17 protein-coding genes are annotated in these 18186 nt (G+C 62.7%); 5 read left to right on the top strand and 12 right to left on the bottom strand.

The genetic code is table 11. The features are described from left to right. Positions 1–197 precede the first annotated feature (197 nt). Positions 198–539 (bottom strand): thioredoxin family protein, encoded by a 342-nt coding sequence (locus PV407_RS18125; RefSeq protein ID WP_332091355.1) that lies wholly within the window; start codon positions 537–539, stop codon positions 198–200. Positions 540–1394: 855 nt separating this feature from the next. On the opposite strand from PV407_RS18125, the gene PV407_RS18120 reads away from it, so the two are divergent. The 3 genes from PV407_RS18120 to PV407_RS18110 all read left to right on the top strand — a co-directional run bounded on the left by PV407_RS18120 (position 1395) and on the right by PV407_RS18110 (position 3421). Continuing rightward, positions 1395–2234: an SPFH domain-containing protein gene (locus PV407_RS18120; RefSeq protein WP_332091353.1), complete on the top strand. Its 840-nt coding sequence runs from the start codon at positions 1395–1397 to the stop codon at positions 2232–2234. A 13-nt stretch (positions 2235–2247) separates the two neighbouring features. Further along, on the top strand, positions 2248–2457 hold the full coding sequence (locus PV407_RS18115) for a hypothetical protein (RefSeq protein WP_332091352.1): 210 nt from the start codon (positions 2248–2250) through the stop codon (positions 2455–2457). A 139-nt stretch (positions 2458–2596) separates the two neighbouring features. Then, positions 2597–3421, top strand: a complete 825-nt coding sequence (locus PV407_RS18110; protein ID WP_332091351.1) for a CPBP family intramembrane glutamic endopeptidase — start codon at positions 2597–2599, stop codon at positions 3419–3421. A gap of 29 nt (positions 3422–3450) precedes the next feature. Here the strand turns inward: PV407_RS18110 and clpP are convergent, their stop codons facing one another. The 3 genes from clpP to PV407_RS18095 all read right to left on the bottom strand — a co-directional run bounded on the left by clpP (position 3451) and on the right by PV407_RS18095 (position 5037). Further along, positions 3451–4029 (bottom strand): ATP-dependent Clp endopeptidase proteolytic subunit ClpP, encoded by a 579-nt coding sequence (gene clpP, locus PV407_RS18105; protein ID WP_332091349.1) that lies wholly within the window; start codon positions 4027–4029, stop codon positions 3451–3453. Positions 4030–4093: 64 nt separating this feature from the next. Then, a complete protein-coding gene (locus PV407_RS18100; RefSeq protein ID WP_332091348.1) occupies positions 4094–4387 on the bottom strand; it encodes a hypothetical protein in 294 nt (97 codons plus the stop codon). A 5-nt stretch (positions 4388–4392) separates the two neighbouring features. Then, positions 4393–5037 (bottom strand): winged helix-turn-helix domain-containing protein, encoded by a 645-nt coding sequence (locus PV407_RS18095; protein WP_332091347.1) that lies wholly within the window; start codon positions 5035–5037, stop codon positions 4393–4395. Between the two features lie 151 nt (positions 5038–5188). Here PV407_RS18095 and PV407_RS18090 point away from each other — a divergent pair, with 151 nt between their 5' ends. Beyond that, positions 5189–6490 (top strand): DUF2515 family protein, encoded by a 1302-nt coding sequence (locus PV407_RS18090; protein ID WP_332091346.1) that lies wholly within the window; start codon positions 5189–5191, stop codon positions 6488–6490. Positions 6491–6714: 224 nt separating this feature from the next. Here PV407_RS18090 and PV407_RS18085 read toward each other — a convergent pair whose 3' ends face one another. The 8 genes from PV407_RS18085 to PV407_RS18050 form a co-directional block, all read right to left on the bottom strand. Beyond that, the gene (locus PV407_RS18085) at positions 6715–8334 is read right to left on the bottom strand and encodes a putative polysaccharide biosynthesis protein (protein WP_332091345.1); all 1620 of its coding nucleotides are present in this window, start codon (positions 8332–8334) and stop codon (positions 6715–6717) included. A 329-nt stretch (positions 8335–8663) separates the two neighbouring features. Continuing rightward, entirely contained in the window at positions 8664–9521 is an 858-nt protein-coding gene (locus PV407_RS18080) for an SDR family NAD(P)-dependent oxidoreductase (protein ID WP_332091344.1), read from the bottom strand. A 188-nt stretch (positions 9522–9709) separates the two neighbouring features. After that, positions 9710–10759 (bottom strand): succinylglutamate desuccinylase/aspartoacylase family protein, encoded by a 1050-nt coding sequence (locus PV407_RS18075; RefSeq protein WP_332091343.1) that lies wholly within the window; start codon positions 10757–10759, stop codon positions 9710–9712. A gap of 54 nt (positions 10760–10813) precedes the next feature. Continuing rightward, positions 10814–11548 carry an MBL fold metallo-hydrolase gene (locus PV407_RS18070; protein ID WP_332091342.1) on the bottom strand — a complete coding sequence of 245 codons (735 nt, stop codon included), beginning with the start codon at positions 11546–11548 and terminating at the stop codon, positions 10814–10816. Next, the gene (locus PV407_RS18065; protein ID WP_332091341.1) at positions 11545–12558 is read right to left on the bottom strand and encodes a Gfo/Idh/MocA family protein; all 1014 of its coding nucleotides are present in this window, start codon (positions 12556–12558) and stop codon (positions 11545–11547) included. Before PV407_RS18065 ends, PV407_RS18070 begins: the two co-directional genes overlap by 4 nt. 20 nt (positions 12559–12578) lie before the next feature. Beyond that, the gene (locus tag PV407_RS18060) at positions 12579–13784 is read right to left on the bottom strand and encodes a threonine synthase (RefSeq protein WP_332091340.1); all 1206 of its coding nucleotides are present in this window, start codon (positions 13782–13784) and stop codon (positions 12579–12581) included. Positions 13785–13885: 101 nt separating this feature from the next. Continuing rightward, the gene (locus PV407_RS18055; RefSeq protein WP_332091339.1) at positions 13886–14566 is read right to left on the bottom strand and encodes a FadR/GntR family transcriptional regulator; all 681 of its coding nucleotides are present in this window, start codon (positions 14564–14566) and stop codon (positions 13886–13888) included. Between the two features lie 1319 nt (positions 14567–15885). After that, entirely contained in the window at positions 15886–17343 is a 1458-nt protein-coding gene (locus PV407_RS18050; protein WP_332091338.1) for an arylsulfatase, read from the bottom strand. A gap of 155 nt (positions 17344–17498) precedes the next feature. Between PV407_RS18050 and PV407_RS18045 the strand changes: the two genes are divergently transcribed. After that, entirely contained in the window at positions 17499–18164 is a 666-nt protein-coding gene (locus PV407_RS18045) for a FadR/GntR family transcriptional regulator (protein ID WP_332091337.1), read from the top strand. The last annotated feature ends 22 nt before the right edge of the window (positions 18165–18186 follow it).

Here is an 18186-nt window from a genome sequence, read left to right as displayed (position 1 = left end):
CGGCTTAATAGCGATGTCCGGATTCGTTAGCCTGAAAAACGGACGTTTTTTCCGCCGATAAGCATACTACGATTCGTTCCGACGCTTAAGCGAAGGGTAAACTATCTTTTTCGATAAAAAAATCCTTATCCGCACGAAACGGATAAGGATTTATGGCGGCTCGTCCGTCCGGAGAGGCGCCGCCCTGCTTCAAGTCGTTACGCCTTCGCGCCGGCGGCCTGCACGACCCCGTCGAGAAATTGCTCGATTTCTTCGCGCGTCTTGCGCAGCTTGCTGACGAAGCGGCCGATCTCTTCGCCTTTGCGGAAGCCGAGGAAGCTCGGAATGCCGAGAATATTGTACGTTTCGCACAAATCCGGCAGCTCGTCGCGGTCGATCTGGACGAACGTCAGCCGGTCGGCGTACGCCTTCTCCACATCCGGCATAAACGGCTCGATATAATGGCAGTCTTTGCACCATGTCGTCTTGAAAACGGCGACGGTCGGCTTGTCGCTGTTTATCGCTTCTTGGAACGATTGTTCCGTACGGATCTGTTCCATGCGCGGACACCTCCTTCGAACCTCGTTGCCGGGGCTTTGTATTAAAGCTTGTTATAGCACGCTGCGGCCGACTTGTCAATGCGCTCAGCGCGGGGCGCAGCGAGGGCGGCGGGAGCGGGCGGGAGCGCGGCGGGAGCGCGGCGGAAGCGCGGCGGGAGCGCGGCAGGAGGCAAGCCGGGAGCACGGCGGGAGCGCGGCAGGAGGCAAGCCGGGAGCGCGGCGGGAGCGCGGCAGGAGGCAAGCCGGGGAACCGCATCGGTACCGACCGGGAGCTTGTTTGCCGGACCGCGTGCAGCCCCCAACGTGCGGTTTTGGCATCGCGCAAGCCGCCGGTCAACCCCATGCCTTCGATAACACGTCCGGCTTTTCCCTTCCTACCGCCCAGTTCGAAAGTAACCGGAATTCCTCCTGTTGGTTCGTGCCCGAAAAAGCATCGGTTCGCAATAACGGGATAAGCTCCGATAAGCTCCCGATAAATCCGCTTACTTTCGGCCTTAAGCGGGGTTGGCCCAAGGTACCGGGAGGTTTTCCCGCTACATGTACCTGCGTGAGGGGAACCGGCAAAATTAGCTGGAGGTTTTCCCGTCATGCCGAGCCTTTTCAGACGTTACAGCGAACCGCGGCCCCACCGCCCACCGAGCCGAAAACAGGCTGCCGCTGAAACACGGGCGTACTCCATCGGCAGGCCTCGATCCCGCTTTCCGACTGCACGCAGCAGGCTTTCTCCCTGAACTCCGCGATCTTCCCCGCCCGGCATGCGATCCAAAAAAATGGATTTTACATTAAATAGAAAAAGTGATATCATATAAATATCAAAACAACATCAACACAGATCACGGCAAAGGAGAACTGCACATGAAAGAAACGAAAACTTGGCGCTTGAACGGATTTGTCGGCTTGGTGCTGCTGCTGGGCTTGATCGCGCTGGCCGTCTACGCCTTTGCGAACGACCGTCCCGCGATCGGAGTGCCGCTTGTGGTCGCAGCCGTTTTGCTGCTCAGCTCGATTACCGTCATCCAACCGAATCAGTCGAACGTCGTGACGTTTTTCGGCAAATATTTGGGAACGGTGCGCGAAGGCGGATTTTGGCTCGTCACTCCGCTCAGCAGCCGCCGCAAAGTGTCGCTGCGCGTCCGCAACTTCAACAGCGCGAAGCTGAAAGTGAACGACATCGACGGCAATCCGATCGAAATCGCCGCGGTCGTCGTCTTCCGCGTCGTCGATACGGCGAAAGCGCTGTTCGACGTGGAAAACTACGAGCAGTTCGTGGAAATTCAAAGCGAGACCGCGCTCCGTCACGTCGCCAGCAAATACCCGTACGACAGCCTGGACGCCGTCGGCTATTCGCTTCGCGGAAATACGGAAGAAATCGCGGCCGAGCTGGCCAAAGAGCTGCAAAGCCGATTGTCCGTCGCCGGAGTCGAAGTGATCGAAGCGCGGCTGACGCATCTCGCCTATTCGACGGAAATCGCCAGCGCGATGCTTCAGCGCCAGCAAGCCGCGGCCATCATCTCCGCAAGGGAAAAAATCGTCGAAGGGGCGATCGGCATGGTGCAAGCCGCCATCTCCCAATTGGAAAGGGACGGCTTGCTGCTCGACCCGGAGCGCAAAGCCGCCATGGTCAACAATTTGATGGTGTCCATCGTGTCCGACCGGTCCGCGCAGCCGGTCGTCAACACGGGCTCGCTGTACTGACTTTCAGGGCGCCATGTCCGGGAAAAAAAGCTTCCCGCTGCGCATCGATCCGAAGCTGTACGAAATATTGGAGCGATGGGCGGCGGACGAATTCCGCAGCGTCAATGCGCACCTGGAATATTTGCTGCGGGATGCCGCGTATCGGGCGGGACGGATGGCCGGCGGCCGGCCGCAGCAGGCCGCGCCTCCCCCGGCCTCTCCGTCAGCCCCGCCGGAAGAATGAACCCGCTTAACGCAAACGAGCGCAACCCGAATGGGCTGCGCTTCGTTTTGAACGGCCGGCTGTTTCGGCCCGGCCGACCGGGCGGACGGACCGCGCACGAACTCACGTGCGTGCAACGAAAGACGAAGGGAGAATGCAAATGTCCAACTTTGAACGAACAAACGCGCCGGACGCGGCGATCCCCCCGCCGAGCGCCGCGAAAAAGGGCCGGCTCGTCGGGCTGTTCACGCTGTGCGGCGTGCTGGCCGTCGCCGCGATGACGCCGTACCAGCTGCAGGCGGGGATGCTCCAATCCGTTTCGAACGCCAGCGGCGTTCCCGTTGCCGCGCTGATCGCCGCAACGGCGGCCCAAACGGCCGTTTTTTGCTTGATTGCCAGCTGGATCGGCTTGACGCTCGCCTCGCGAGTCGGATTGGGCGCGCCTTCCTTGACCGCCTGGCTGTACCGCGGCGGCCGGACCAAGCTGTCCGGAGGCTGGCTCGCCGCGGCCGCGATCGGCAGCTTGATCGGCACCGCGATCGTCGTGCTGCTGGAAGTCGCCGTGTTTCAGCCTCGGCTCGGCGGGATCGCCGCCGCTCCCCGCGTCGACGCCTGGAAGGCCGCGCTCCTGATGTTTTACGGCGGCATCGTCGAGGAGGTGCTGATCCGGCTCGGCCTGATGACGTTCGTCGTCTGGCTGCTGTCGATCCCGCACCGCCGCCGGCAGCGGCCGATTCCGCCTGCCGTGTACGGGACGGCGATCGTGCTCGCAGCGGTTTTGTTCGGTCTCGGCCATCTGCCGGCCACGCTGCAGCTGTTCGGCGAGCTGAACGGGCTGCTCGTCATGCGGGCGATCGCGCTCAACGGCTTGCTCGGCGTGTTTTTCGGCTACTTGTATTGGCGAAAAGGGCTCGAATACGCCATATTCGCCCATATGATCGCGGACGTGCTGCTGCATGTCGTACTGCCTGCGCTAACCGCCTAGCGTCCGGACAGCCGGCGAGCGGCGTACGGTTATCGAATGATTTTATCGATCAGCCCGTAGGCGAGCGCCTCTTCCGCGGTGAAAAATTTGTCGCGGTCGGTATCCCGCTCGATTTTTTCGAGCGGCTGCCCGGTCCGCTCCGCCAAGATCGAATTCGTGACGGCGCGGGTGCGCAGCATCCACTCGGTACGGATTTTAATATCCGCCGCTTGCCCCTGCGTTCCGCCCCACGGCTGATGAATCATCACCTCGGCATTGGGCAGCGCCGCCCGTTTGCCTTTCGCCCCGCCCACCAAAATGATCGAGCCCGCCGAAGCGGCCATGCCGACGCAAATCGTGGCGACGTCGGGCTTGATGAACTGCATCGTATCGTAGATCGCCATGCACGCCGTCGTCGATCCGCCGGGCGAATTGATGTACAGGCTGATATCCTTCTCCGGGTCGTCCGCCGCCAAAAACAACAGCTGGGCGACGATCGCGTTCGCCATCTGGTCGTTGAATTCGGTTCCGACGAAAATGATCCGGTCTTTCAGCAGACGGGAGTAAATGTCGTACGACCGTTCCCCCCGGCTGCTCTGTTCGATTACGATCGGCACATAATGACTCATGCCGCGCACCCCCTGTTCGAATTAGGCGTAACCGCCATGCTCCCGCCCAACAAAATTTAAAAATTTATGCCGCCATACGCGGAGCCCCGCCGCCGGAAACGATTCCGCCCGCCTTGGCCCAGAAGCCCGAGCCGACGTACGTGACCGTCGCCGCAGGCTTCGCTCCGCCGCCGCGGCCCGGCATCGCCTGCGTGACGACGGTCGGCTCGGATTCCGCCGCCGCGCCGCCGGCCGGTCTGAAGACGACGACGTTTCCCGCCGGCTGCGCGTCGGGCGCCGCACCGTTCCCCGCGGCCTGCCGAAGCGGCCGGCTTTCCCAGACGACGACGGCTTGCTCGCCGGATTTCGACTTCTCCATACGCTTCAGTCCTCTCCTTCGCGAATGTGCGGATATACCGCCACCACTACTTCATAAGATGCGGCATCGCCGTCCCGCGCGCCTCGACCGCTTCCGCCTTCGGCGGCGTCCGCGTCGCCGGAAGCGGCACCGTATTTCTCCGTCAGCCGCCGTACCGCCTCCAAATAGTCCTGCACGAACGACTGCCTCGCCTCCTCGTCCGCCAGGCGGACCGACGCGGAAAGCGTCGCGCTGTGCACGTTCTCCCCGGCCTCCGACCGTTCGAGCAGGCGAAGCGCGTCGCGCTTCAGCTTGTCGGACGTGTGAACGAGATGGGACAGCGCCCCGTCCTCCTTCATCCGCCGCGCCGTTTCCGGCTCGAAGCCGAGCGCGTCCGACAGGACGAACGATTTGGCGATCGCCTGGTACAGCACTTCGACGAGATTGCGCACTTGCCGGGAGCCGGTTTTGCGCACGAGTCCGACTTTTTCCAGCGCCTTCAAATGGTAGTTGATTTTTTGCGGCGTTTCCCCGATGAGCCGGCCGATTTCCGCGGCGGAAACCGGCTCGTGCATTTGCGCGAGGATGTGCGCGCGCAGCGGGTTGAGCAGGGCGACCGCCTGCTGCGGATCGTGGACGACGATGCGCTCCGCCGGTTGCTCAGCTTTCATTGGCCATCACCATATACAACAATTTTGTTACGTAAAAATATTTTATTACGTTAGAAACGTTTTGTCAAACGCGTTTCCGTCCGCCGCATGGAAAAACGGCCGTATCCATATACTGTAATGAATAAATCTCCGCGGCGGGAGGCGGAAACGGATGAGTCGGACGGAGGAGCGCCGGCGGTTTCGCGGCTTGTGGCAGCGGCTGCAAACGATGCCGCTGAACATCGTCTCGTATATTACCGGCAAATGGGCGGGCTGGTGGCAGTCGGAGCAGCTGTCGCAACATGCGGTCGCGCTGACCGTCTCGAAGGAGGAAGTGAAGCGGCTGAAGGAACGGACCGCCCGTTACGCCGGGGCCGGATCGAACAACCCGCGGCTGACGCCGGAAGAGCGGGAGCTCGCCGAATCGATCCGCGAGGAAACGAAGCGGCTCAACGCGAACAACGTGACGCGCACGGCGGCTTACCTGCGGGTATACGAGCGGTCGCCCGAGCTGCATTGGGCGTTTCTCGCGCATATGGTTTCCCGCAACGGCGGCTGGAATATGACCGATTTGAAGGGCGAGCTGGTATCGCGGCTGATGAGCGCAAGCCGGGCCCGCTCGTTTTTCGAATTTCTCGAACGGTCGAACTCGTTCATTTTCCACGACGCCTACCCCCAGTTGCGGCTGTACGAGCTGTCGAAGGAACGGAAACGGGCGATGTTTCATTTGCTGCCCTTCTTAGGCGTTTCGGCGTTTATGCGCCCGATTTGGGAGCAATTTTGGCTGGAGCGGCAGCCCGCGCTGCTTACGGTCGGACTGATCGTCAACGAACAGCATTACATCGAGCGGCGAATCGTCCGCAGCGAGCGGTACAAACGGGCCGTGCTCGATACGCCGGCTTTCGCGGCGCAATCGCTGCTGCAGCTGAACGCGGTCGTCTTTCCATACTACAGGAAGGAAGGGCCCGAACGCCCCGATGCCGGCGGCCAAGAGGACGAATGCCGGCTGGCGGGACTCGTGATCGAACAATTCGAACGTTTGCGGGAACGAATCGAGTTCGGCAAAAAGCTGTACGCCCTCCTGTTCGGCGTCCCCGCCGTCGGCGCCGGCGTCCGCGCCTTCGCGTCGTCCCGTCCGCACAGCGGGTCTCGCGCGGACTATTGGCCGCATTTGTTCGCTCCGATCCGAAAAGACCCGCCGTCGGCGGCGCAGGCGGGCTATGCGGAAAAGCTGGACGGCGGCAAGCTGCTCCCGGGTGCGGCTCCGCTGTACAGCCCGAAGCTCGAGCTGGCGTGGCCGAACGTCCCGTTCGAGCGGCCGGAACCGTTCGACTGGTACGTCGAAGGGACGAATCCGTTCCGATATTTCGCGACGATGCGCCCGCCGTCGTCGTTCGAGATGACGAACGAATACCGGTTTATTTTGAATAAGCTGGAGCTGGCCGTCATGGCGGGACAAATGCTGTTCGAATGAACGGCCGCGGTGCGGGCGAAAAAAAAGAAACCCGCATGGCTGCGTGCCGCGGGTTTGCGAAATGTATATATTCAAAAAGGGGGTCGACTTTTATTATAGGCCCGTTTCGTTAAAGGAAGATGAAACGAATGTTTCAATTCGATTACAAATGCGTAAAGGATACGTAAACGCCGTAATCCCGTTCGCAAAGTCGCGGGCGCTCGACCGTTATGCCCGCAGCCCGGTCAGCCGCCGGCGGCGCCGGATTTTCGCGCGAATTTGCGCATCCATTTTTGCACGGGAGCCGGCAGACGGGCGGCGTCTTCGGCGGTGACGACCTTCGTCGCGGCAAGCAGCGCGGCATAGAGCGCGAGCACGACGCCCCCGACGATGATCGCGTCCAGCATATGGCTTAACCGGTAGCCGAACGGCTGGACGAACCGATGGGTCAGCTGCTCGAGCCCGAAGCCGGCGGCATAGACGATGATCGTCGTGATGACGAGACCGATCCATTTTTTTCCGAGTATCGTGTAATCGACATGCTTGCGCAGGACGACCAGGTTCAATTGGGTCATGACGATAAAGCAAAGGCCCGTTGCCGCGATAATGCCGTAAATGCCCAGCACGGGCGCGAGCAAGTAGCTGCACGCCACCTTGACGACGATGCCGATGACGACGTGCGTGACGAGCGGACGCATTTGTCCGATGCCCATCAAGATCGCTCCCGACGTCTGCATGACGATCTGGAACATGGCGATCGCCGTCAGCAGCGCGATCGTGCCGGTGCCGTCGTCGTTTTCGAACATGAAAATGTTGACCGGACGCGCCGCGGCGCAAATCGCCAGCACGAGCGGCAGCCCCGTAATGACGGAAATATACAGCGCCTTCGACGCCTGCGCGTTGACGGTGGCGGTATCTTTCTTCGCGAATGCGGACGAGATGACCGGAACCGCGGACTGGCTGAGCGCGATCGCCAAAATGATCGGAATGCCCGCCAGCGATTGCGCCCGTCCGCCGAGCACGCCGAGCGCGTCGACCGCCGCCTCGTGGGACAAGTCCGGCTGCAGCAGCGCGACCGTAATCGTCGTGTCGATCGCGTTGATCAGCGGCACCGCGAGCGAGAACAGCACGATCGGTACGGACACTTTGAACAGCTTGCGGAAAATGTCCCCGTAGCCGAGCGGCCCGGACGCGGTCCGGTTTCCGGTTTCGCCGTTTCGCCGATCTTCGCGGCGCAGCTTCAGCCCGTAATACAGCATGATGAGAAACGCACCGACGCTGCCGGCCACGCCGCCGAACGTAGCGCCGGCGACCGCCCAGTCGTGCCCCCACCCGAGCTGCAGCATCGCGTATGCGAGGCCGACCGCGACGACGATCCGCACGATTTGCTCGACGATTTGCGAAATGCCGTTCGGGGCCATCCGCTGTCGGCCCTGAAAATAGCCGCGCATAATGGCGATGAGCGGAAACAGCAAGAGCGCCGGCGCGAGCGCGCGAACCGAGAGCGCCGTTCCCGGCACCTTCGAGACGCTTTCGTAGGCGGGCGCGAACGCGAGGAGCAAAATCGTCATCAGCGCCCCGGCGCCGAGCGCGAACAGGACGGCGGCCCGGTAAATGCGGTTCGCCTCGGCGTACTGCCCGAGCGCCGTTCGCTCGGAGACGAGCTTGCTGAGCGCGCTCGGAATGCCCGCCGTCGCGAAGACGAGCAGCATCATATAAATGTTGAAGGCGCTCGAAAACGTCGCCATCCCGGCGTCGTCCAGCAAATAGACGAGCGGAATGCGCTGCGCCGCGCCGAGCACCCTTGCGATCAGCGCCGCGAGCGCGAGGATGATCGTGCCTTTGACCAAAGAATCTTTCGACAAGTGCTTGTACCTTCTTCCGGGTTAAGGATGACTGTTCCATTATACACGATTCGCCGGTTATCGCCTATCGACGACGTGTTCGCTGAAGAGACTTCGAAGACTGTTGTTTTGTGGCGCAAAACTCGGAACCGTCCGTCGATTCTTCGGCCCATGTTCGCGTACTGCGCTATCGCAAAAAAAAGAGACCCGCTAAGCAACGGGCCGCGGGTCTTTCCAAATATATATATTCAAAAAGGGGGTCGACTTTTATTATAGACGCGCTTCATTAAGCGAAGATGAAAACTATATTTCATTTGTGTTACAAAATTTCGCGGCCGGCCCGACGGCCGTCACCAAATGCTCCATCCTCCGTCGACGACGAGATTGTGGCCGGTTACGTATTTCGAAGCTTCGGAAGCCAAATAGACGACCGCCCCCTTCAAATCCGCCTCGTCGGCCATCCGTCCGAGCGGAGTGCGCTCGTTATAGCTGCGGACGAACGACTCGTGGGGGATTTCGTTCGGCGTACCGACCGGATTGTATCCTCCCGGGCTGATGCTGTTGACGCGAATGCCGTGTTTGCCGTAATAGGCCGCAAGCCACTTCGTCATGCCGACCATCCCCCATTTCGCATACGTATATTCGATGCCGCTCGTCATCCCGGTGTCGCCGTAAACCGGAAAATGGGGGCCGAGCACGCCCTGGATCGAGGCGATGTTGACGATGCTGCCCCGGCTGCCGGAACCGGTGCCCGCGCCGCCCTTGTCCGCGATACGGCTTGGGCGGCCGCCGCCGGTTTCCCGCATCGCCTTCACGACCGACCTGCACATGAGCATCAGGCCGAGACCGTTTACTTGCTGCGCGGCCGACCAGCCTTCGGCCGTCGTCTCTTCGATATCGGCCAACCCGGTCCGGGAGACGGAGTTGTTGATCAAAATATCGATGCCTCCATATTCGGTCCGCACCTGACGGACGAACGATTCGATGCTGCGTTCGTCGGCCAGGTCGAGCCGCATGCCGTACGCGGCATAGCCTTTGCCCGAGAGCTCGGCGGCTTTCGCCTCGCATCGCTCCAGGCCGCGCGAGGCGATCAGCACGGTCGCGCCCGCCTCGCACAGCGCCTCGGAAATCGCGGCTCCGTACAACCCGGAGCCGCCGGTGACAACGGCAATTTTCCCGTCCAATCGGAACATGCGCATGACGTCCATGCCCGTTTCCCTCCCTTATTTCGCTCCGTCAAGAGACGGACTGCTTGCAGCTTTCGGAACTCGAACCGTACGCGACAAGACGGGCAGCTCCGGCATGACGCCGCTTGCGATGCCGATTGCGGCGGCTCGGCAGCGCCGGACTCAATCCGAAATCGGATCGGTCTATAAGCCGGGCTCCCCGCCTAACGCTAAAGTCCGTCATCGGAATGCGAGCCGCACGGCTCGGTCGGCGCGATCAAAAACAGCGGCTCCCCCGCCCGTACCGCAGGCGTGCCCGGCAGCATGACGACGACGCCGTCGCGGGAGGCCAGCACGCGCTGCCGTTCCTCGCCGTCGAAGCCGTATATCGCGCCGACCGGCTCGCCGGCGCGAATCGCCGCTCCCAGCTCGGTTTGCGGCACGAAAAAGCCGCTTGCTCCCGCCGTCTCCGAGCCGTCGAAGTTGCCGTCGCCGTAAATGCGGCGCGCCGGCGCCGGCTCCCGAGCGGATCCCGGTTCCCCGCGATCCGGCAGCATGCCGAGATGGCGCATCACATTGCGCGCGCCGTTATAAAACAGCTCGGCGTCCTGTCCCCGCACCCGCCTGCCGCCGTACGCCTCGGTGTACAGCCACGGCACGCCGAGCGCCGTCGCCGACGAAACGGTGCGCCCCGGGGCGACCGATTCGTGCGCCCACAGCAGCTCCGCGCCGAACGATTCGGCCGCCGCCCGGCTGCGCCGGCCGACGTCCGTCCCGTCGTCGTGGCAATAGCCGACAAGCGTCGAAACGGCGTAATTCGCGCCGCCGCTGTGCAGGTCGAGCAAAAAATCCGCGCGCGCGATAAACCGATGATGCAGCTGCCAGGCGAGCCGCTCCGTCGGCCGGCCGAGCCGTTCGCCCGGAAAGACGCGGGCCATATTGAGGCCGTCCTCCGGCGAATGCCGCGTGCCGCCGCGGCAAGCGAGCGGGTTCGCCGCAGGCGCCATGACGAGCGTCCCGGCCAGCGTCTCCGGGCGAATGTCGCGATAAAGCCGCAATATCGCGTCCATCCCTTCGTATTCGTCGCCGTGAACGCCGGCCAGCACGAGCAGCGTCCGCCCCTCATGGGCGCCGGCGATCAGCAGCGCCGGCAGGACCGGCCCCGGCTCATCCCGATTCGAACCGTCAAAGCCGTAATCGACGGTCAGCTCGAAGCTTTGCTTCGTTCCGCGAGCCGCGGATTTGGCGTCGAAACGGTCGATACTCATACGAACTGCCATTTTGGCGTATCCCCTTCCGAAATAATCGGATCGATGCCGCTCGCGGCATCCTCCCTACACGATGCTGAGCGGCGGTTCCCCGCGCCGGAAACGGCGCTCGGCCGCAGCGATCGCCTCGTTCCCCCCAACCGCGAGCGCCGGACCGTGTCCGGGATACAGCTCGCGGACGTCCAGCCCGGCGAGCGCCGCGATCGTAGCCCGGTAATCGCCCATGGAAAAGTCGGGCGTTCCGAGTACCGCCAGCTTGCCTTCGGCGAAGACGGCGTCGCCCGCGAACAGCGCCTTCAGCTCCGGGCAATAGTAGCAAACCATGTCGAAGCTGTGGCCGGGCGCGGCGACGACCTGCAGCGTCAAGTCCCCGGCGGCGACCGTTTCGCCGGCGCGCGCGATCCGGTCTACCGGGCACGGAACGAGCCGGTACGACGGCGGATACGTGCCGCTTGCGCGGGCGGCCGCGAGCGACGTCCGGATTTCGTCCCCGGAGGCGACCATATCGGCGGTCGCCGCGGAAGCCGCGACCTCGACGCCGTACCGCCTCTTCCACGCGGCCGCGCCTCCCGCGTGATCGGCGTGGGCGTGGGTGAGCAGCAGCTTGCTCACCTTGTTTTCCGGCAAGCCGTCCTCCTCCAGGCGGCGGAACAGCCGCTCCGGCTCGATGCCCGAGCCGGCGTCGACGACGACGATTTCCGACCCGGCATCGAGCGCGTATACGTTGCAATCGTAATAGCTGCTCAAGCCGTAGCCGAGTCCGCCGCCGCCGATGACGCATACTCGCTCCGTCAGCCTCACGGCGCCCCGCCCGCCGGCTCCAGACGGACCGGGCCGCCCCGTGCGGCCGATTCGCGCACGGCCGCGGCGACCCGCACCGCTTTCCAGGCGTCGATCGGACGCAAAATGTCGGACGGGCGGCCGGCGCGGACGCATTCGACGAAATGCGCCAGCTCGTCGGCCAGCGGCCCCCGCGTCTTGCCGTGCACCTGGCCGCCGCCGAGCAGCGACGCATATTCCGTAGAAGCGCCGCCGACGAATGCCAGGCCGCGCTCCGGATCGCGGACGATCAAGCTTCCGGCGTCGCCGGTAATTTCCGTCCGCACGTCCGCGAACGAAGCCGCTCCGTCCGGCAGCAGCCAATTGTTTTCCAAAATGCCGATCGCCCCCCGGGAAAACTTCAGCATCGCCCAAATCAAATCTTCCGTCCCGCTCCCCGGGGAAGAACGCGCCGCCGTCACTTCGACCGCGTCGTCTTCAAGCAGCCAATGCATCAGGTCGATGTCGTGAATGCCGAGAATGAATACCGGAGAAATGCGGTTGTAAATCGGGAAAAACCGTTTGCCGTTGTTCCGTTTCGCGTAAATCGAACGAATCGTGCCGGCATCGCCCCGCGCAATGCGCGTCTTCGCCTCGGCGTAGCGGGCGTCGAAGCGGAGCACGTGGCCGGTCATCAGCACCCGACCGCGCGCCTCCGCCGTGCGGACGAGCAACTCCGCTTCGGCCGGATCGGCGGCGAGCGGCTTCTCCACGAACGCGTGCAGCCCGGCCTCCAGCGCGTACTTGACCGGTTCGGCGTGCAAATGCTCCGGCGTGAGCACGTCGATCGCATCCAGCCGCTCCGCATCGATCATCCGCAGCGGGTCCGTATAACGGCTCGCGTCCGGAAACAGCGGCGCGAAGGCGTCGATCGCCTCCGGGCTGCGGTCGCATATCGCGACGACGCGAACGTCCGGAAGCTCTGCCAAAACCCGGGCGTGAACGGCCGCGAATCGGCCCAAACCGACAATCGCCAATCGGATCGCCGTCATAGCCATCTCCTCCTTGTTCGTTAAAGTCCGAGCCGGTCCGCCTCGAGCAGCGGCACCTCCCGATCCGCCGCCATCTCGAGCAGCCGCCGGACGTCCTTGAAGCCGACGCCGCTGACGATGCAGACGACGCGCTCCTCCGCGAAGCTTTTTCGGTCCCGCGCGGTCCGGAGCAACCCGGCAAGCGCCGCCGCACCGGCAGGCTCGCAAAACAGCCCCTCCTCCTCGGCCATGAGCCGCTGCGCCTCCCAAATGTCGGCATCGTCGACCGCCACGGCCGAGCCGTCGCCGCGCGCCATAATGTCGAGCGCGAGCGAGCCGTCAGGCGGATTCGGCACCTGCAGGCCGGAAATGCGCGACGTCGACGCTCCCGGAGCGGGGACGCGCCCGCCGGCCGCGTACGCGCGCGCAATATTCGAGCAGCCGGCCGATTGGACGGCGACGAGATGCGGCTTGGCCGCGATCGCTCCGAGCGAGCGCAGCTCCTCGAACCCTTTCCAAATGCCGACGTACAGGCCGGCGCCGCCGACTGGCGCATACACGGCCGTAGGCGGCTCAGGCAACTGCTCGGCCAGCTCGAACGAGATCGTCTTGACCCCTTCCATCGCGTACGGATTATACCGGAACGCGGTAACGGTCGATTCCCAGCCGTGCCGTCGCACCGCCTCCATAACGCCCGCGAACACGAGGTCGCCCACTTCGGCGTGCGTGCCGAACCCTTTCACCTTTCGCACGTTCGCCCCGTAAAGGAGCACTTGGGCGAGCTTCGCTTCCGCCATATGCTCCAGGACGAACAGATGATACGGGATGCCGGCCGCGGCCGCGTAGGCGGCGTAAGCGGCTCCCGCATTGCCGGACGTCGTCCCGACGCAGGCCGCCCGCCCGGCGGCTATCGCCCGCGAAACGCCGACCGTGGCGATCCGGTCTTTGTACGAGCCGGTCGGATTGCCGCCCTCCAGCTTGAAATACAGCTCGCCGACGTTCAACCGCTTCGCGATCGTCCGGCTTCGCACAAGCGCCGTCCCGCCTTCCCCCAAATAAAGCCGGTGCGTCTCGGGCACGTCGGGCAGCAGCCGGCGATATTTCCACAGGCCGCGCTGCGTCTCGTCCTTGACGGCGAGTCCGCGATCGTTTCCGTAACGAAGCATCAACGCGCCGCCGCAAACGGGACACGCGTACGCGCGATCGTCCTCCGCCGGCCGGCCGCAATCCCAGCAATACGCTTCCATCGCGCTCTCCCCATTCTATCATATACTATGGTATGACCACTTGACGTCGGAGAGCGGCGCCGCGCCGCGTTTTCCGCGTCATATCGCAAAGCCGGGGCGCGCTACTCCTTCATGATCCGCTTGAGCGGCATCAAGTGCCGCTCCATTTCGCGCTTCGCTTCCGCCGTATTTTTGTCCCGAATATACCGGATCAAATTGCCGTGCTCGATCCAGGACTGCCTCGTTTCTTCCACGTTGCCGAAATGACGTTCGCGGACGCTGGTGAAAAAATCGGTCAGCACCTCGCTCAGCTCGAAAAACGTTTTGTTGCCGGTAGCGCGGAACAGCGCGCGGTGAAACTGCAAATCCTCGTCGATCGGCAGCCTCCCGCTTTCGATCGCGGCGGCCATTTCCCGGTTCCACCGCTCCATCTCCCCGATCGCTTCCAGGTCGTACCGCTCGATCGCCATCTCCACGGCGCCGAGCTCGAGCACGCGCCGCGTCGCCCACAGCTCCTTCATCCGCCGCTCGTCGCGCATCCAGCGGAACGACACCTGGTCGAGCACCGGCTTCAGCGACAGCCCGTGGACGTAAATGCCGTCGCCCGTTTTTATTTTGATGAAGCCGACCGTTTCGAGCGACTTGAGCGCTTCGCGCACGACCGTCCGGCTGACGCCGAGCGAGTCGATCAGCTGCTTTTCGGAAGGAAGCTTGTCGCCCGCCTTCAGGTCGTTTTCCAAAATGTAGCTTTTAATCCGCTCGCAGACGATTTGCGACAAGTTGACTTTTTCCGGAATGTCCATGCGACTTCCTCCTTTCTTCGGCAGCTTCGGCAGCTTCGGAAACCCGGAACGATATGCGGATACGGGCAAAACCCGATACTCGCCAAAAAAAGACGAACCGCAACCTTCCGCGCATCGTTCATGAGCCCGCGACGCCCGAACGAGCTCCGGCGGCATCCGAATCGTCCCCCGCCCGCTCATTGTACGAACCGGTCGTCTTCCGCCGGTACGGAACGGGAGAAGGCGGCCGAGACGCAAAGCGAGAAATCCATGTCTCCTTACTTAGTTCGCGGCCGTCGCTTCGGTTCCTGCCTTCGTTCCTATCGCACGATTCGAAAAATAGAATGAACCGCCGAAACGCCGGTATGCGAATAATGACAGCCCGGGGCATCAATATAGAATATGGTTGGACCATTATAGATTCCACATGAATTACTATAGTCCGTTCGTCTGTCGAAAGTCAATGAATTGTTTGCGAACATTGTCAAAGCGCTGCGTCTCATAAGAAACACGTCTATCGGCGTATATCGGGGATGAGCGAAAACAGTCGGCTCCCGAAACGTAACGGACGCCACGGCGCTTATTTCGCGAAAATCGGCCGTTTTCCAATCGTAACGGACACCACCTGCGCTTATTTGCTTCGAACCGCCGTCCAAGAGGGGTTTTTCGCCAAATAGCCGCGCCTGTGTCCGTTAGAAAGTAAATAGGTCGAAATGAGGCTCATTAGCGGCCGCCGTGTCCGTTAGACGCTTGAAACTTGGGCCCGTCCCGCCGTCGTGCCATGCTCGCCCCCCGCTCCAACTCCCGACGACGCCGGCGCGGGTCAACCGGGCCGGTATCGCCGTTTCCCGCCGCCGGCAGCAGGAAACCCGCTCCGGCTTTGCAGGTCGGGACGGACGGTTTATTCCGCGCAAACCGATCCTTTTGGTGCGCCGAAACGGCAGCAAAGCGGGAAGCGAGATGGAAATGCTCCCGCTATTTTCCGTCGTTTCCCGTTTTCGGGCAAAATAACGGGAAAACATCCCGCTACATTCGTCCATGCCGCCCTTTTCGCCGATACTACGCCATTTTACCCGGAGCTTTTCCAGGTATTTCGAAACGACGCCGCTAGGAGAGCGAGTTAGCGGGAGGTTTTCCCGTTCGTTCGATTCCGGCGGCCCGGCAGGATTCGGATAAGCCGTACGCAAAGACGAAAGGCGCTTGCTTGCCGCATCCTTTCTCGTACATTTTCAGTCATCTGAATATCACGAGATCATCAAAAAGGAGTCCGAAACGAGCTAACACAAAAGGCGGCAAGCCGGGACTTTCCGTCCCGGCGCCGCCCGACGAATCGCCGCCGGTTACTGTGCCTCCAAATGGGCCAAACACGCTCGCGGCGGCCGACCGGCTATGAGCTCGCCGTTTTGCGCATATCCTTCCTCGCGCCCTTCCAGCTCGGCCGCGACCCGCTTCCGCCATAACGACACCCGCGCACGCGCTTCCTTCTCGTTGGCCAAGTTGCGCAGCTCCTGCGGATCGGCGACCAAATCGAAAAATTGCTCCTCGCCCGTTTGCGAAAACCAAATATATTTTTCCCGGCCGTCGGTCGCATAATGGTTGGACAGCGCGCCGAACGAATGCTCCCCGTGAATGTAGCCGCGCCACGGCGTCCGCTCCCCTCTGCAAAGCGGCAGCAAGCTGGCGCCTTCGACCGTGTCCGGGATCGGAACGCCAGCCGCATCGAGCAGCGTCGGCATAATGTCGCGCAGCTCGACGACGCTTTCGACCCGGCCGCCTTTCGCAAGCCCGAGCCGGTTTCCCGGATCGTAGACGAGAAACGGCACCTTGGCGCTGCCTTCGTACGGAAGCGCTTTGCGGAAATAATGATGATCGCCCATCAGTTCGCCGTGATCGGACGTAAACAAGACGACCGTATCGTTCAGCACGCCGTGCTCGCCCAGCGCGTTCAGCAGCCGGCCGATCTGGTCGTCGATATGCGTAATGAGCGCGTAGTAGGCCGCTTTGGCCCGGTCCAGCCTGCGCTTCGGCAGCTTGCCGACGATCGCGTTCGGCGCGGGAGCCGCCCGCAGCGCCGCTTCTTCGTCGACCCAGTCGCCGACGGGACAGTCCGGCATGTCCGCGTCTTTGTACATGTCGAAATACGCTTGCGGCGGATCGAGCGGCGAATGCGGACGAACGAACGACGTCCACAAAAAGAACGGCTTGCCGGTATCGCGGCGGCGCAAAAAATCGATCGACTGGCTGACGCACCAGTTCGTCGGATGCAAATGCTCGGGCAAATGCCACGGTCTCGCCACAGTGGAGGCGTTGCAGTCGAGACCGAGATCGGTGATGTCGAGCTCGCTTCCGGCCGTTTGCCGCAGCCAGTGCAAGTAATCGTCCGCCTGGTCGAAATGGTCCCCGTACGCCGTATGGCGGCTCCGGTTGTAATGCAGGTACCCGTCATGAAGCACGATATTGTGGAAGCCGCACAAATTGCGGGCCGGGTAAACGTGCATTTTGCCGACGCATTGCGTATGGTAGCCGGCATTCGCCAGCTCCCCGGGAAGCGTATGCGCATAGTTCCACGGGACTTTGTCCTTGTACCCGACGCGTCCGTGCGATCGTTGGCTCATCCCGGTAATGATCGCGGCTCTCGCCGGTATGCACGACGGCGTGGCCGAGTAGGCGCTCGTGAACGCGACCCCGCTGCCGACGAGCTGATCCAGGTTGGGCGTCTCCACGACGGGATGGCCGATAGCGCTTAAACAGTCCCAACGCATTTGGTCGACGGTAATGAGTAGAAGATTCGGTTTCAAAGCGATATCTGCCTCCCCATACGGTTTGATACGAAAATATTGCCCCCGGCGCCCGGATTTGTCAACCGGTTCGCAGCTTGTTGACACGGCCGAAGCAACGTTATACGATGACAGTATTGTGGTCTGACCATTGAAACAAGGAGCATGACGAACCGATGAAACCGATCGAGAAAGCGGAACGATATACGCTCAGCAAGCTGGTTGTGCAAAATTTGAAGCAGTACATCGCGGAACACCGTTTGACCGCGGGCAGCAAGCTTCCCGCCGAACGGGAGCTGTCGCAGGTGATGCAGGTGAGCCGGGCGATCCTGCGCGAGGCGCTTCGTTCGCTCGAAAGCGCCGGCATCCTCGAAATTCGCCATGGCGAAGGGGCGTTCATCGCCGCGAACGGCATAAGCCCGCTGCTCGAGCAGCTAGCGTTCGCCGCCCGCCTGTCCGCCGAAACCGGCCGCGAGATGCTCGAAGTGCGCTACCTGCTCGAAGCCGCCGCCGTCGACGAAGCGATCCGGACGGGCGCCAAGCTGCCGTTCGCCGACCTCGCGCGTTGGGCCGAGACGGCGCGGGCCGCGTCGCCGGAGGAAGCCGCCGAAGCGGACGTCCGGCTGCATCTGGCGATCGTCGAGGCGCTGCGCAACGAATCGCTGTCGAGGCTGGCCGAGCTGTTCGTTCGCCAGGCGGCGGAAGGGAGCGGCCGGACCGCCGACACGCCGCGCATCGCGGCCGAGCACGAGCGCTACTTGAGCGCGCTGCGCCAAGCGGACGCCGACGCGGCGAAGCGGGCGCTGCGCGAGCACGTGTTCGGCGCGCCGGCAGGCGCGTAAGCAGGCGCGGCGGCGGCGGCGA

Origin of the sequence: Paenibacillus sp. GYB003, from assembly GCF_036577625.1 — a bacterium.
In the GTDB taxonomy this organism is placed as follows: Bacteria; Bacillota; Bacilli; order Paenibacillales; family NBRC-103111; genus Paenibacillus_AB.
This window is presented reverse-complemented; position numbering and strand designations above follow the sequence as displayed.